The sequence below is a fragment of the Micromonospora sp. bgisy143 genome (genome assembly GCF_057708145.1).
In genome coordinates, this window is the sequence record NZ_JBYIRN010000001.1 from 325,271 (window position 1) to 338,856 (window position 13,586).

Below are 13,586 nucleotides of genomic sequence, written 5' to 3' on the forward strand. Positions count from 1 at the left end.
ACGCCGCTGCCGCTGCGGTACGAAATTCTTCAATCTCTGCCGGCGGGTGTCAACGGGTCAGGGGCGGTAGCGGTAGCCCATGCCCGGCTCGGTGATGAGGTGGCGGGGACGGGCCGGGTCGTCCTCCAACTTGCGGCGGAGCTGGGCCAGGTACTGCCGCAGATAGTTGGTCTCGTTCTGGTACTCCGGCCCCCACACCTCCTGAAGGAGCTGGCGTTGGCTGACCAGCTTGCCGGGGTGGCGCAGCAGCTTCTCCAGCACACTCCACTGGGTGGGGGTCAGCTTGACCTCGGTGTCGTCGTCGCGCCACACGCGGTGGTCGGCGAGGTCGACGATGTGCCGGCCGATCCGCAGCGCGGGCACGGCCTCGCTGGGCGCGCCGAGCCGCCGGGTCACCGCGCGGATGCGGGCCAGCAGCTCCTCCACCCCGAACGGCTTCGTGACGTAGTCGTCCGCGCCCGCGTCGAGGGCGGCGACCTTGTCCTCGCTGCCGGCCCGGCCGGAGAGCACGATGATCGGTACGGCGGTCCAGCCGCGCAGCCCGCGGATCACCTCCACGCCGTCGATGTCGGGCAGGCCGAGGTCGAGGACCACCAGGTCGGGTGGGTGGCTGGCGGCGGCCTTCAACGCGGCGGCCCCGGTGGCGGCGACGTCCACGTCGTACCGGCGGGCGCGCAGGTTGATCCGCAGTGCCCGCAGGATCTGCGGTTCGTCGTCGACGACCAGGATGCGCGTCATTCCTGCGGCTCCTCCGGGCTGCTCTGGGCGGCGGCGGGCAGCCGCAGCACCATGGTGAGGCCACCGCCGGGGGTGGTCTCCGGGGTGATGCTGCCACCCATCGCCTCGGCCAGCCCTCGGGACAGGGCGAGCCCGAGGCCGACGCCGGTCTGGTTGTCCCGGTCGCCGAGGCGCTGGAACGGCAGGAAGACGTGTTCCCACTTGTCCTCCGGGATGCCCGGCCCCCGGTCGATCACCCGCAGCTCCACCTGACCGGCGTGCGCGCTCGCGGTGATCGTGGGCGGCTGGTCCGGCGGGCTGTACCGCAACGCGTTGGCGATGACGTTGACCAGCACCCGTTCCAGCAGCCCCGGGTCGGCGGTCGCGGCGGGCAGGTCGGCCGGGATGTCCGTGGCGACCGTCGCGGCCGCCGGGCCAAGTTCGTCAAGGGCCAGGGGTACGGCGTCCTCCAGGCCGATGGTGGTGGCCGTGATGCCCAGGGCGCCGGCCTGGAGGCGGCTCATGTCGAGCAGGTTGGCGACCAGTCGGGCGAGCCGGTCCAGCGACTCCTCGGCGGTCTCCAGCAGCTCCTCACGGTCGGCCTCGTCGAACTCAATGTCGTGGCTGCGCAGGCTGGTCACCGCCGCCTTCGCCGACGCCAGGGGCGTACGCAGGTCGTGACTGACCGCCGCGAGCAGGGCGGTGCGCATCCGGTCGGCCTCGGCGAGCGGCCGCGCGGTGGCGGCCTCCTCGGCGAGCCGTTCCTGGCGTAGCGCGACGGCGGCCTGGGCGGCGAACGCCTCGACGATCCGCCGGTCGGCGGCCTCCAACCGCCGGCCGCTGAGCACCACGGTGATCCGCTCGTCGACGGGTACCGCCGTCTCGCCGTCGTCGGGCGTGCACGCGGGCTGCTCGCCGACGCTGGCCACCACGCACCAGGCGTGCTCCTCGCGGGCCCGCTCGGGTCGGCCGGTCGCCTCCTCGGCCAGCTCCAGCAGGCTCACCGCGCGCAGCCCGAACGTCTCACGGAGCTGGTCGAGCAGGGCGGGCAGCGGGCGTTCGCCGCGCAGTACCCCACCGGCGACGGCGGCGAGGGTCTGCGCGTCGGCGGCTGCCCGGGCGGCCTCACGGGTCCGCCGGGCGGCCACGTCGACGATCCAGCTCACCGCGAGGGCCACCCCGACGAAGACGGCGAGGGCCAGCAGGTTGTCGGCTTCGGCGATGGTGAGCGTCCGGTACGGCGGGGTGAAGAACCAGTTGAGCAGCAGCGACCCGCCGAGCGCCGCGACCAGCGCCGGCCACACCCCGCCGACCAGCGCGACCCCGACCACCCCGGCGAGGAAGAGCAGGATGTCGTTGGTCAGCGTCAGGTCGGGCAGCGCCTTCAGCAGCAGGGTGAGCAGCGGCATGCCGAGCACCGCGAGGCCGAAGCCGAGCAGCCGGCGACGTCGGGACAGCGCCGCCGGCACCGCCGCCGCCCGGCGGCCCTTGCCGGCCTGCTTGTGGGTGACCAGGTGCACGTCGATCGAGCCGGAGAGCGCGGTGGTGGTCACCCCGACGCCCCGGGCGAAGATCTGCGCGAGGCGGCCCCGCCGGCTGGCACCGAGCACCAGTTGGGTGGCGTTCACGCCCTGGGCGAAGTCGAGCAGCGCCGCCGGCACGTCGGTGCCGAGCATTTGGTGGTACGTGCCGCCCAGGCTCTCCACGAGCACCCGTTGGCGGGCGAGCTGGGCCGGGTCGGCGCCGGCCAGACCGTCGCTGCGGGCGACGTGCACGGCGAGCAGGTCGGCGCCCTTGCTGCGGGCCGCGACCCGGGCGGCCCGGCGGATCAGCGTCTCGCCCTCCGGGCCGCCGGTCAGCGCCACCACGACGCGTTCGCGGGCCTCCCAGGTGGCGGCGATGCCCTGCTGGCTGCGGTACCTGTCGAGCTGCTCGTCGACCTTGTCGGCCAGCCAGAGCAGCGCCAGCTCGCGCAGCGCGGTGAGGTTGCCGACCCGGAAGTAGTTGCCCAACGCGGCGTCGATCTTGTCGGGCCGGTAGATGTTGCCGTGCGCCATCCGGCGGCGCAGCGCCTCCGGGGTCATGTCGACAAGTTCGACCTGCTCGGCGGCGCGGACGATCTCGTCCGGCACGGTCTCCCGCTGGGTGGTGCCGGTGATCTGGGCGACGACGTCGTTCACCGATTCCAGGTGCTGCACGTTGACCGTGGACAGCACGTCGATCCCCGCGTCCAGCAGCTCCTGGACGTCCTGCCAGCGCTTGTCGTGCCGGGTGCCGGGCACGTTGCTGTGGGCCAGCTCGTCGACGACCGCGATCTCCGGCCGGCGGGCCAGCACCGCGTCCACGTCCATCTCGGTGAACTCGACGCCCCGGTAGGTCATCGTGCGGCGGGGCACCTGCTCCAGGTCACCGATCATTGCGGCGGTGTGCTGCCGGCCGTGCGGCTCCACGAAGCCGATCACCACGTCGGTGCCGCGCGCGGCTCGCCGCTGGGCCTCCTCCAACATGGCGTACGTCTTGCCGACGCCGGGAGCGGCCCCGAGGTAGATGCGTAGTTCTCCGCGTGGCACGGGAACCATCCTCCCTGGTCAGGGTGGCGGGCGGGGCCGTGCCCGGTCGGCACGGTCCCGCCCGCGATCGGCTCAGCGCGCGGCGAACCGCTTGTCGAGCGCGAGGTTGAGTTCCAGCACGTTCACGCCGGGCGCGCCCATGAAGCCCAGCGCACGCCCGGCGGTGTGCTCCTCGACGAGCGCGCGGACCGCCGCCGGGTCCGCGCCGCGCTCCCGCGCGACCCGGTTCACCTGCAACTCGGCGTACGCCGGGCTGATCTGCGGGTCGAGGCCACTGGCGCTGGCGGTGACCGCGTCGGCGGGTACCGCCGGGTCGGCCGGCGCGTCGCCCCGGATCGGGGTGACCACCCCGCCGGCAGCCACGTAGTCCTCGCCGGGCTTGGCCAGCTCCACCGGCACCCCCTGGTACGAGCTGACGAACGGCGTGGCCGGGGCGACCTGGTTGACGCTGACCACCCGGGTGACCGGGCCGGTCAGGCCGTCGGCGCGGAACACGGCGAGCACCGCGCCCACCCCGTCGGGAGTGCAGTAGGGCCGGCTTCCGTCGACGCCGTTCAGCTCGCCGACGGCCTTGCTGCGCGCGCAGACCTGGGTGAGCAGGCTTTGGCTGGACTCTTCCGGGTCGGCGGCGATGGTGTCGACGACGCTCTCCGGGCCGAGGTTGCTGGCCGAGGTGGAGGTGGGGTCGTAGCCGTCGCCGGCGGCCGACGGGCGGGACTGGAAGTAGCGGGCGACGGGGTTGCCGTCCGCGTCGGTGAAGGACTGGCCGATCAGCGAGCTGCCGACAGTGGTGCCGCCCGAGGTGATCAGCGAGCCGTCGGCCTTGTGGTTCAGGCCGGGTAGCTGACCGAGCGCGACCAGCGCGAGGGGGTAGAGCAGGCCGAGCAGCACGGTGAAGACGAGCAGGGCGCGCAGGGCGGCGAGGTGTTGGGCGATCCAGGTGGGTAGGCGCATCACGAAATCCCCGGGACGAACTGGATGAGCAGGTCGATGAGCTTGATCCCGATGAACGGCACGATGATGCCGCCCAGGCCGTAGACCAGCAGGTTGCGGCTGAGCAGCTTCGACGCGGCGGCCGGCCGGTACCGCACGCCGCGCAGGGCGAGCGGGATCAGCGCGATGATCACCAGGGCGTTGAAGATGACGGCGGACAGGATCGCCGACTCCGGGCTGGCCAGCCGCATGATGTTCAGGGCGTCCAGGCTCGGGTAGAGGCCGGCGAACATGGCCGGGATGATCGCGAAGTACTTCGCGATGTCGTTGGAGATGCTGAACGTGGTCAGCGCTCCCCGGGTGATCAGCAACTGCTTGCCGATCTCCACGATCTCGATGAGCTTGGTCGGGTCGGAGTCGAGGTCGACCATGTTGCCGGCCTCCTTGGCGGCCGACGTGCCGGTGTTCATGGCGACTCCGACGTCGGCCTGGGCGAGCGCCGGCGCGTCGTTGGTGCCGTCACCGGTCATCGCGACCAGCCGGCCGCCCTCCTGCTCCCGCTTGATCAGGGCGAGCTTGTCCTCCGGCGTCGCCTCGGCCAGGAAGTCGTCCACCCCGGCCTCGTCGGCGATGGCCTTCGCGGTGCGCGGGTTGTCGCCGGTGATCATCACGGTCCGGATGCCCATCCGGCGCATCTCGTCGAACCGTTCGCGCATGCCGGACTTGACCACGTCCTTGAGGTGGATGACGCCGAGCGCGCGGGCCGGCTCACCGTCGAGGTGCTCGGCGACCACGAGCGGGGTGCCGCCCGTGCCGCTGATGGCGTCCACGATCTCGCCGACCTGCTCGGTGGGGTGGCCGCCGTTCTCGCGTACCCACTTCATGACGGCGGCGGCGGCGCCCTTGCGGACCCGGCGGCCGGCGCCCGACGCGCCGCCGTCGACGCTGGCGTCCGGGGTCAGGTCGACGCCGCTCATCCGGGTCTGCGCGGTGAACGGCACGAAGGTGGCGTGCGGCATGACGCCGGGTTCGCGTTCGCGCAGCCCGTACTCGTTCTTGGCCAGCACGACCACCGAGCGCCCCTCCGGGGTCTCGTCGGCCAGGCTGGAGAGCTGGGCGGCGTCGGCCACGGTCGCGGCGTCGACGCCCTCGACCGGGACGAACTCGGCGGCCTGCCGGTTGCCCAGGGTGATGGTGCCGGTCTTGTCCAGCAGCAGGGTGTTGACGTCGCCGGCCGCCTCGACGGCCCGGCCGCTCATGGCCAGTACGTTGCGCTGGACGAGGCGGTCCATGCCGGCGATGCCGATGGCGGACAGCAGCGCGCCGATGGTGGTGGGGATCAGACAGACCAGCAGCGACACCAGCACGACCCCGGTCACACCGGACCCGGTGATCGCCCCGCTGTCCGGCGCGGCGGCCTGGTATGCCTTGGAGAAGATCGCGAGGGGCTGGAGGGTGACCACGGCCAGCAGGAAGATGACGGTGAGCGCGGCGAGCAGGATGTTCAGCGCGATCTCGTTCGGGGTCTTCTGCCGGTTGGCGCCCTCGACCAGGGCGATCATCCGGTCGATGAAGCTCTCCCCCGGCTTCTGGGTGATCTTCACGATGATCCGGTCGGAGAGCACCTTGGTACCTCCGGTGACCGCGCTGCGGTCGCCCCCGGACTCGCGGATGACCGGGGCCGACTCGCCGGTGATGGCCGACTCGTCGACGCTGGCGATGCCCTCGACGATGTCGCCGTCGCCCGGGATGATCCCGCCGGCCTCGACCAGCACGATGTCGCCCTGGCGCAGGTCCGGCGCGGGCACCGCCTCGTCGCGGTAGGTGTTGGCCCGCGCGCCCGGCTTCCAGTCGACCAGCCGGGTGGCGATGGTGTCCTTCTTGGCCTGCCGCAGGGTCGCGGCCTGGGCCTTGCCCCGGCCCTCGGCGACCGCCTCGGCCAGGTTGGCGAAGACCACGGTCAGCCACAGCCAGGCGGTGATCGCCCAGGCGAACACCGACGGGTCGGCCACCGCCAGGACGGTGGTGAACGCGGCGCCGACCTCGACGATCAGCATCACCGGGTTGCGCCACAGGGTGGCCGGGTTGAGCTTGCGCACGGCGTCCGGCAGGGACCGGACGAGTTGCTGGGGGTCGAGCAGGCCCCCGCCGATCCGGTTGCCGCCGGCGGCGAGTTGCCCGGATTTCACGGACATGTCCTCGTTCCTCATGATGGTCAGAGCCCTTCTGCCAGCGGGCCGAGCGCGAGCGCGGGCAGGAAGGTCAGCGCGACCAGGACCACCGTGACGCCGACGACCATCCCGATGAACAGCGGTCGGTGGGTCGGCAGGGTGCCCTCGGACGCGGGGGTGGGTGCCTGGCGGGCCAGTGAGCCGGCCAGCGCGAGCACGAAGATGAGCGGCAGGAACCGGCCCAGCAGCATGCACACCCCGAGCGCCGTGTCCCACCAGGTGGTGTTGACGGTGATGCCGGCGAAGGCGGAGCCGTTGTTGTTGCTGGCCGAGGTGAACGCGTACAGCACCTCGGAGAGGCCGTGCGGGCCGACGTTGAGCGCCGTGGAGTTGTTGCCGGTGGCGAACGCGGCGGCGGTGCCGACGAGCACCAGGATCGGCGTGATCAGGAAGTAGAGCGAGGCGAACTTGATCTCGCGCGAGCCGATCTTCTTGCCCAGGTACTCGGGGGTGCGACCGACCATCAGACCGGCCACGAAGACGGTGATCACCGCGAGGATCAGCAGGCCGTACAGACCCGAGCCGACACCGCCCGGCGCGACCTCGCCGAGCATCATGTTGACCATCGTCATCATGCCGCCGAGCGAGGTGAACGAGTCGTGGAACGAGTTCACCGCGCCGGTCGAGGTGAGCGTGGTGGCGGCGGCGAAGGTGGCCGAGTTCGACACGTCGAACCGCACCTCCTTGCCCTCCAGCGCCGCGCCGACGGCCTGCGGCACCGTGCCGTGGCCGGCCAGTTCGAAGACGTTGGTGATGGCGACGCTCAGGAAGGCGAGGATGCCCATCACCGCGGCGATGGCGTAGCCCTGCCGGTTCTGTCCGACCATCCGGCCGAAGACCCGGGGCAGGCTGAACGGAATCAGCAGGATCAGGAAGATCTCCAGCCAGTTGGTCCAGGTGGTCGGGTTCTCGAACGGGTGCGCGCTGTTGACGTTGTAGAAGCCACCACCGTTGGTGCCCAGCTCCTTGATCACTTCCTGGCTGGCGACCGGGCCACCGGTGATCGTCTGGCTGCCGCCGGTCAGGGTGCTGACGTCGGTGCCGGCGGAGAGGTTCTGCACCACCCCGCCGATCATCAGCGCGATCGCGCCGAGGACCGCGATCGGCAGCAGGATGCGCAGCGTGATCCGGGTCAGGTCGACCCAGAAGTTGCCGAGCTGTCCGGTGCGGCTGCGGGCGAAGCCGCGCACCAGCGCGATCGCCACCGCGATGCCGACCGCCGCCGACACGAAGTTCTGCACGGCCAGGCCGGCCATCTGCACCAGGTGGCCCATCGTCGACTCACCCGAGTACGACTGCCAGTTCGTGTTCGTCACGAACGACACGGCCGTGTTCCACGCGCCGTGCGGCACCACCGGGTCGAAGCCCAGCGACAGCCACAGGTGGTTCTGCACCCGCTGGAACAGGTACAGGAACAGGATCGAGACGGCCGAGAACGCCAGCACGCTGCGGGCGTACACGCCCCAGGTCTGCTCGCCGGCCGGGTTGACCCCGACCAGGCGGTAGATCCCCCGCTCGACCCGCGACTGCTTCGTCCCGGTGACGGCCCGGAACATGTGGTCGCCAAACGGCTTGTAGACGGCGACGAGCGCCGCCACCAGCGTCAGCACGAAGATGACGCCCGCTGTTGTCGTGGTCATCAGAAGCGCTCCGGGAACAGCAGGGCGAACACCAGGAACGCGCCCAGGACGACCGCGAGCACCAGACCGACGGCGTTGACCGCGTTCACAGCTTCTCCACCGCCCGGACCACCAGGGCGAGCACCGCGAACAGCGCCACCGTGAGGACCACGAACACCACGTCAGACACGCTGACTCCTCTTACCGGAAAGGTTCGTCGCGATCGCCTTCCGATCGCGCCCGGCAAGCTAAGCCCCGGTACCCGCCGCACGGCACGGGTCATAACGCGACCGTGACGGGGGTGCGCCGTTTCTTGACGCGGTTTTCACACCCGCGCCTGATCAGGTGAAACGCGGCACAGCGGCGCGGAGGCCGGCGGGGCCAGGGGTGGTCGCGCGCCCTTTGCTCTGCTTCAACCGACGCAACAGTTCCGGCGCCTCGGTGTTGCCTCCGTTGAAGCAGAGCAAAGGGCCGGAGGAGGGTGGCCGGGGGCCGTTCGAGCCCGGCGGTCCGCGCCGGGCGGTCCGCGCCGGGGACGATCGGAACCGGGGACGGTCCGGGCCGGGGACGGTCCGGGCCGGGGACGGTCCGGGCCGGGGACGGTCCGGGCCGGGGACGGTCCGGGCCGGGGACGGTCCGGGCCGGGGACGGTCCGGGCCGGGGACGGTCCGGTGGGACGGGCCGCGGGAACGAGCCGCGGGGGCGGGCTGGCGGCGAGGTCAGGTCGGCTTACGGGCCACCAGCACGTCGCGCATGATCGACTGGTCGACCCGGTGCCGCAGCGCGCGGTAGGGCTCGTCGTCGACGACGGTCAGGCCCGCGTCGGCCAGCGCCGCCGCCGCGTCGTCGCGGCTCGCGACGTGCGTGTTCCACGAGATGCCGAGCGCGCCGCCGGGCCGCAGCACCCACGCCCAGACCGGCGCGGCGTCCGCGAGCAGTGCCAGCGGGTCGCGCGACAAACCCTGATCGGCGGTACGACTGCCGTGCTGTACGCCGTACGGGGCGTCGGCGACCACCACGTCGACGGTCTCCGGGCGGAAGAACTCGCCCGCGCGGGTGGTGTCGGCGTTGACCACGTCCAACAACTGCGTGCGGCCCGCCTTGTGCTCCTCGCGGGTCGGGGCCAACTCGATGCGTACCCGCCGGCCGACCACCTTGCGCTCGCGCCGCACCGGTCCCGATTCGAGCACCCGGTGCTTGATGCGCTTCTGCTTCAACCAGGTCGTGACGAACGCCCGGTACGCCTCGACATCCTTCTGGTCCCGCTCGATCCCGGCCGCGTCGAAGCCGTACATCAGCGCCTGGTTGAGGGTGGTGCCCCGACCGCAGAGCGGGTCGAGCACCCGGAACCGGCGCTCGGTCAGCTCACCGGCCCAGTCCGAGGCGAGCAGGGTGACGTTCAGCAGCAGCTTGGTGAACTGCTCGTTGGTCTTGCCCACGTACTTCTGGATGGTGAGCAGGTCGTCGTCGTACCGGTCCAGCCGGCTCCACTCGACCGGGCGCAGCAGGTCGCCGACGATTTCGAACAGCGCGTACCCGGCGGAGAGGTTGCCCAGGACAGCCAGGTCGCGCTCGGTCAGCCCGTCACCGGCGAACGTGACGTACGTCGCGCCGCCCACGACCTCGGTGTCCAGCTCGCCGATCCGGCCGTCGAGCGCCGACCGGCCGAAGATCTCCAGCTCGGCCCGGGTGAGGTCGATGGCGGATCGGGCGTACACCCGATTGGTGGCGGGGAGGATCAGCAGGCCGTAGCGCGTCATGATCGGGCGAGTATTCCACAACGCGTGACGACCGCCGGGAACCGGAGCGACACCCGGACCGACTACCCACACATGGGGTGTGAGCAGTGGCGGGAGATCCTGTCCGCGCAGCTGGACGGTGAGGAGACCGCCGCCGAACGGGCGGCGGCGCAGGGGCACCTGGACGAGTGCGCCAAGTGCCGGGCGTGGTTCGCTACGGCTGCGGCGGTGACGCGCCGCGTTCGTACCCGATTGGTCACCGACGTCCCTGACCGGACCGACGCGATCCTGGCCGCCATCGGCGGCGCTGCCGCGGCCGGCGCGACCGTCGACGCCGGCGCGGTCGCCGACGCCACGCCGCCGACCCGCCGGTCGCGGTGGCGGCCCCACCTGCCCGGACGCGGCACCCTGGTCGTCGGGCTGCGCGCGGCGCTCGGCCTGCTCGGCGCGGTCCAACTGGTGCTCGGCCTGGCCCAGGTGGGCCGGGGCGCGACCGCCGACCACCTGCACGCCGCCGGCCAGCACCTCTGGCACGAGTCGGCCGCCTGGAACGTGGCGGTCGGGGCGGGCTTCCTCTTCGTGGCGGTACGCCGGAGCCCGCCGGCCGGCCTGCTGCCGATGCTCAGCGCGTTCGTTGGCACCTTGCTACTGCTCTCGGTCAACGACCTGGCCACCGGGTCGGTCGGCACGGAACGGCTGGTCAGCCACGGGTTCCTGGTGATCGGTTACCTGATCACCGTGCTGCTGTCCCGCCCCGGGCTGCGGCCCGGCGGGCCCGCGCCGCAGCGGCAACCGACGCCGTCGCGTTGGCGCTTCGGCACGGACGAGGGCGAACGGCCGCTGCGGGTGGTCAACTCCGGGGCGTACCCCGCGCAGGCCGCCGACCGGTACGCCGCTCCGGCGGCACGGACCGACCGACGGGCGGCCTGATTCCAGGAGCGGTGCCCTGCCGCTGACTAGGCGCGGGGATCGACCGGGTGCGCGGGCGCCTCGGCGGCGATGACCTGCGGGATGACCTGCTCCACGATGGTCAGCAGCGTGGTGGTGAGCAGCAAGTGGACCTGGTCGCGGGTCAACGCGCCGCGCTGAAGCCATTCGCGGGCGGTCGACGTCGCCAGCCCGCCGTACGCCCGGACCATCCCGCGCAGCTCCTCGCGGTGCTCCGCCTCGCCGGCCAGCCCGACGGCGACCAGCATCCGGTCCGCGGCGACCTCCTCGGCCTCGGCCAGCACCCGCTCCACGTCGGCGTCGCCGCCCATCCCCCGGGCGGTGACCGCCGCCAGCCAGGACGTGCTGTGCCGGGACACCACGTCGAGGAACCACGAGACGCTGGCGTCGACCCGGGTCCGCAGATCACCCTTGGGCAGCCGTTCGAGGGCCACCTCCGGGATGGTCACCATGACCCGGACGACCTCCAGGTAGAGGTCCTTCTTCGTGCCGAAGTAGTGGTTGACCAGCCCTCGCGCGACGCCCGCCTCCCGGGCCACGTCGGTGGTCGACACGTCCCCGTACGGCCGCTCGCCGAACAGCCGGACCGCACAGGCCAGGATCTGGCCGCGCCGGGCGTCCGGCTCCAACCGGCGGCGGCGAGGAACGGTCTCGACACTCATCTGCCCGACCCTAGCGGCACCCGCCAGGTCGACCGCCGCCGATTACCAGGAGTAATCAGACGGCGCGGCTATTCACAGTTAATAAACCAATCGTCCAGAGTGCCGCTTTAGCATCTTTCGAGCCCCATCCTGGCGGTGTGCCCCACGGGCCAGCCAGGGCACCACGGCGCGGGCGGACGGCCGGCATGCCGACCGACACCTGGCGCATCACGCAAGGGAGCACAACCTTGGTTTCTCGACGTCGAGTTCTTTACGGCGCGGCCGGCGCGGCGGTGGGCCTGTCGGCCGCCGGCACGTTCGCCGGGTCCGCGACGGCAGCGCCGTCCACCTCCACCGAAGTGACGTCGCCGCTGGCCGCCCCGCGCGGTCGCCTGATGAGCAGGACGGTGGTGACCTCCCCGACCATCCCGCTGACCCACCTGTCCGTCCGGCACGGCGGTCCATCGGCGGCGGTGCGCCTGCGCACCGGCAAGGGCTGGAGTGACTGGCTCGAGCTGAACGCGTGCCAGAACGGCCGGGACGGCAGCGCAGCATCGGCGCGCTCCACCGTCGTGGTCGCCAACGGCGCGACCGCGTACGAGGTCCAGACCGCCGACGGCTCCGACGCCACCGTGGCCGAACTGAACATGGTCGACGGGCCCCGGCGTACGGTCGTCAACCCGCAGACGAACAGCCTTCCCGCTCCCCGAACTGGCCGGCAGCCGACGTACCTGCCACGAGCCCGGTGGGGCGCCGACGAGTCGCTGCGCTTCGCCGAGGACGGCAGCGAGCTGTGGCCCGCCGAGTTCTTTCCGGTGCAGACGCTGACGGTCCACCACAGCGGCGTGTACGAGCACAACGAGGACCCGGACCCGGCCGCGACGGTCCGGGCCATCTACTACGACCAGTGCGTCCTCCAGGAGTTCGGCGACATCGGCTACCACCTGCTGATCGACGAGGCGGGACGGATCTACGAGGGCCGCTACTCCGATCCGGGTCCCCTTCCGGTGTACGGTCCGGGCCTCGGCAGCGACGGTCGACCGCTCATGGTCAACGCGGCGCACGTCGGCGGCTACAACGCCGGCAACATCGGCGTCTGCCTGCTGGGCCGGTTCACGTCCCAGCAGCCCAGCGCCGCCGCGCACCGGTCGTTGGTGTTCGTCCTGGCGGGCCTCGCCGCCGCGGGTCGGCTGGCCCCCGCGGGCCGGGCCGACTACGTCAACCCGGTCAGCGGGGCGAGCGGCAAGGTCGACGTCATCTCCGGCCACCGCGACTGGGCCACCATCGGGGCCGACCCGACCGAGTGCCCCGGCGACGCCTTCCACCCGTACCTCGGCAAGCTCCGCCAGGAGGTGGCGGTGCTGCTGCGGCAGTTCCCGACGCCGCCGAAGCACCCGCGCTAGGTGACCCGCGCCCCACCGTCTCCGTCTTGACTCCGTCTCCCCCGACGCCCGGCGGAGGCGGTGGGGCGCGCTCGTTCCCGGCAGTGATCACTTGCTGCTCACCAGTTCGGCGGGCGCTCCCGGCCACTGGTCAGCATCAAGTGATCACCGGAGCCGTCGACGGCGGACCAGGTGTCGGCCGACGTGCCGCAGGTTGGACGTCTCGGAGTAGAGCGCCGCGTTGATCGCCCCGACCGCGACTCCCGGTGCGCGCTGCACCCGGTCGACGTCCTGCACCACCCGGCCGATCAACGCCAGCCGACACCGCAGGTCGAACAGCTCCCGCCGCGCGCGGTGCAACGCCGTCTCCAGTCCCCCGACCCGCTCCCGCAACCACGCCAACTCCGTCGCCTGATCCACCACGCCCACCTCTCACCGGCCCACGCCCACCCGGCCCGATCCCTTCTCGGACCAACACCTTCACCCTCACCCATTCGAGGGGACTGCGCAAGTAGGTAGACGCAATTCGGCATGCCTGATCGCCCTACCGTCAAGTAATGGGTGGAGTACCGGGTCCGCTGGTCGGTCCGCACGAGCTGCAAGAGCTGCTCGGCGTGAGCCGGACCCGCATGCGCCAGCTCATCCGCTACCCGACCTTCCCCGAACCGTTCCAGCGGCTGCACGGCACCACGGTCTGGCTGCGCGCTGATGTGGAGGCGTGGATCGCCGAGCACCGCCCGCCGCGTCCCACCGACGGCGACGAGGCCGAGTAGCGCCTATCCGGCGTGATCCACACGAGATCACCG

13 protein-coding genes are annotated in these 13,586 nt (G+C 72.0%); 3 read left to right on the forward strand and 10 right to left on the reverse strand.

Annotated elements, in window-relative coordinates; translation table 11 throughout:
- Positions 1-57: 57 nt before the first annotated feature.
- From AC3EN4_RS01540 to AC3EN4_RS01575, 8 genes are all read right to left on the reverse strand, one after another.
- Positions 58-738: a response regulator gene (locus AC3EN4_RS01540; protein WP_435204172.1), complete on the reverse strand. Its 681-nt coding sequence runs from the start codon at positions 736-738 to the stop codon at positions 58-60.
- The gene (locus AC3EN4_RS01545) at positions 735-3,287 is read right to left on the reverse strand and encodes a sensor histidine kinase (protein WP_435204173.1); all 2,553 of its coding nucleotides are present in this window, start codon (positions 3,285-3,287) and stop codon (positions 735-737) included. Before AC3EN4_RS01545 ends, AC3EN4_RS01540 begins: the two co-directional genes overlap by 4 nt.
- 72 nt (positions 3,288-3,359) lie before the next feature.
- A complete protein-coding gene (locus AC3EN4_RS01550; RefSeq protein WP_435204174.1) occupies positions 3,360-4,241 on the reverse strand; it encodes a potassium-transporting ATPase subunit C in 882 nt (293 codons plus the stop codon).
- The gene (gene kdpB, locus AC3EN4_RS01555; RefSeq protein WP_435204175.1) at positions 4,241-6,415 is read right to left on the reverse strand and encodes a potassium-transporting ATPase subunit KdpB; all 2,175 of its coding nucleotides are present in this window, start codon (positions 6,413-6,415) and stop codon (positions 4,241-4,243) included. The genes AC3EN4_RS01550 and kdpB overlap by 1 nt, the downstream gene beginning before the upstream one ends.
- A 20-nt stretch (positions 6,416-6,435) precedes the next feature.
- On the reverse strand, positions 6,436-8,091 hold the full coding sequence (kdpA, locus tag AC3EN4_RS01560; RefSeq protein WP_435204176.1) for a potassium-transporting ATPase subunit KdpA: 1,656 nt from the start codon (positions 8,089-8,091) through the stop codon (positions 6,436-6,438).
- Positions 8,091-8,180, reverse strand: a complete 90-nt coding sequence (kdpF, locus tag AC3EN4_RS01565; protein WP_036410889.1) for a K(+)-transporting ATPase subunit F — start codon at positions 8,178-8,180, stop codon at positions 8,091-8,093. Before kdpF ends, kdpA begins: the two co-directional genes overlap by 1 nt.
- Complete coding sequence (locus tag AC3EN4_RS01570) at positions 8,177-8,353, reverse strand: hypothetical protein (protein WP_435204177.1); 177 nt, start codon at positions 8,351-8,353, stop codon at positions 8,177-8,179. Before AC3EN4_RS01570 ends, kdpF begins: the two co-directional genes overlap by 4 nt.
- 436 nt (positions 8,354-8,789) lie before the next feature.
- Positions 8,790-9,830 carry a TRM11 family SAM-dependent methyltransferase gene (locus AC3EN4_RS01575; RefSeq protein ID WP_435204178.1) on the reverse strand — a complete coding sequence of 347 codons (1,041 nt, stop codon included), beginning with the start codon at positions 9,828-9,830 and terminating at the stop codon, positions 8,790-8,792.
- Between the two features lie 72 nt (positions 9,831-9,902).
- On the opposite strand from AC3EN4_RS01575, the gene AC3EN4_RS01580 reads away from it, so the two are divergent.
- On the forward strand, positions 9,903-10,739 hold the full coding sequence (locus tag AC3EN4_RS01580; protein WP_435204384.1) for a zf-HC2 domain-containing protein: 837 nt from the start codon (positions 9,903-9,905) through the stop codon (positions 10,737-10,739).
- Between the two features lie 26 nt (positions 10,740-10,765).
- On the opposite strand, the gene AC3EN4_RS01585 is transcribed toward AC3EN4_RS01580, so the two are convergent.
- The gene (locus AC3EN4_RS01585) at positions 10,766-11,419 is read right to left on the reverse strand and encodes a TetR/AcrR family transcriptional regulator (protein ID WP_435204179.1); all 654 of its coding nucleotides are present in this window, start codon (positions 11,417-11,419) and stop codon (positions 10,766-10,768) included.
- Positions 11,420-11,646: 227 nt separating this feature from the next.
- Between AC3EN4_RS01585 and AC3EN4_RS01590 the strand changes: the two genes are divergently transcribed.
- The gene (locus AC3EN4_RS01590; RefSeq protein WP_435204180.1) at positions 11,647-12,801 is read left to right on the forward strand and encodes a peptidoglycan recognition protein family protein; all 1,155 of its coding nucleotides are present in this window, start codon (positions 11,647-11,649) and stop codon (positions 12,799-12,801) included.
- Between the two features lie 144 nt (positions 12,802-12,945).
- Here AC3EN4_RS01590 and AC3EN4_RS01595 read toward each other — a convergent pair whose 3' ends face one another.
- The gene (locus AC3EN4_RS01595) at positions 12,946-13,200 is read right to left on the reverse strand and encodes a hypothetical protein (protein WP_435204181.1); all 255 of its coding nucleotides are present in this window, start codon (positions 13,198-13,200) and stop codon (positions 12,946-12,948) included.
- A 137-nt stretch (positions 13,201-13,337) separates the two neighbouring features.
- Between AC3EN4_RS01595 and AC3EN4_RS01600 the strand changes: the two genes are divergently transcribed.
- Entirely contained in the window at positions 13,338-13,553 is a 216-nt protein-coding gene (locus tag AC3EN4_RS01600; RefSeq protein WP_422738027.1) for a helix-turn-helix transcriptional regulator, read from the forward strand.
- The last annotated feature ends 33 nt before the right edge of the window (positions 13,554-13,586 follow it).

What these genes read in the sequence shown, in the direction of transcription:
- AC3EN4_RS01540 (WP_435204172.1), bottom strand. Translation starts at nt 738, where the DNA reads ATGACGCGCATCCTGGTCGTCGACGACGAACCGCAGATCCTGCGGGCA.
- AC3EN4_RS01550 (WP_435204174.1), bottom strand. Translation starts at nt 4,241, where the DNA reads ATGCGCCTACCCACCTGGATCGCCCAACACCTCGCCGCCCTGCGCGCC.
- kdpB (WP_435204175.1), bottom strand. Translation starts at nt 6,415, where the DNA reads ATGTCCGTGAAATCCGGGCAACTCGCCGCCGGCGGCAACCGGATCGGC.
- kdpA (WP_435204176.1), bottom strand. Translation starts at nt 8,091, where the DNA reads ATGACCACGACAACAGCGGGCGTCATCTTCGTGCTGACGCTGGTGGCG.
- AC3EN4_RS01570 (WP_435204177.1), bottom strand. Translation starts at nt 8,353, where the DNA reads ATGACCCGTGCCGTGCGGCGGGTACCGGGGCTTAGCTTGCCGGGCGCG.
- AC3EN4_RS01575 (WP_435204178.1), bottom strand. Translation starts at nt 9,830, where the DNA reads ATGACGCGCTACGGCCTGCTGATCCTCCCCGCCACCAATCGGGTGTAC.
- AC3EN4_RS01580 (WP_435204384.1), top strand. Translation starts at nt 9,903, where the DNA reads ATGGGGTGTGAGCAGTGGCGGGAGATCCTGTCCGCGCAGCTGGACGGT.
- AC3EN4_RS01585 (WP_435204179.1), bottom strand. Translation starts at nt 11,419, where the DNA reads ATGAGTGTCGAGACCGTTCCTCGCCGCCGCCGGTTGGAGCCGGACGCC.
- AC3EN4_RS01600 (WP_422738027.1), top strand. Translation starts at nt 13,338, where the DNA reads ATGGGTGGAGTACCGGGTCCGCTGGTCGGTCCGCACGAGCTGCAAGAG.